At 60.5% G+C, this 210-nt stretch carries 1 pseudogene; it reads right to left on the bottom strand.

What is annotated here, in order from left to right:
• Nucleotides 1-210 (bottom strand): annotated as a pseudogene (gene istB, locus QJT78_RS53030) (IS21-like element IS1631 family helper ATPase IstB); the annotation flags it as partial.

A 210-nucleotide genomic window follows, 5' to 3' on the forward strand; every position in this document is an offset into this window, starting at 1 on the left:
AGCAAAGTGCCGGCGTCGTCGGGGATGGCGCGTGCGAGGAATAGATCGTCCAGCACGAGGAGATCGCAGTCGATGATGGTTCGCAGCCGGACCTCGCGTTGTGCCGGAGAGTTCAGGGCGTAGCGGTGGAAGAAGTCGTCGGTCTCAAGATACTGGACCTTGTGGCTTTGCAGGATCGCCTGATAGGCAATCGCCTTGGCGATGTGCGAC

Source organism: Bradyrhizobium sp. Mp27 (assembly GCF_029953005.1).
Lineage (GTDB): Bacteria > Pseudomonadota > Alphaproteobacteria > Rhizobiales > Xanthobacteraceae > Bradyrhizobium > Bradyrhizobium barranii.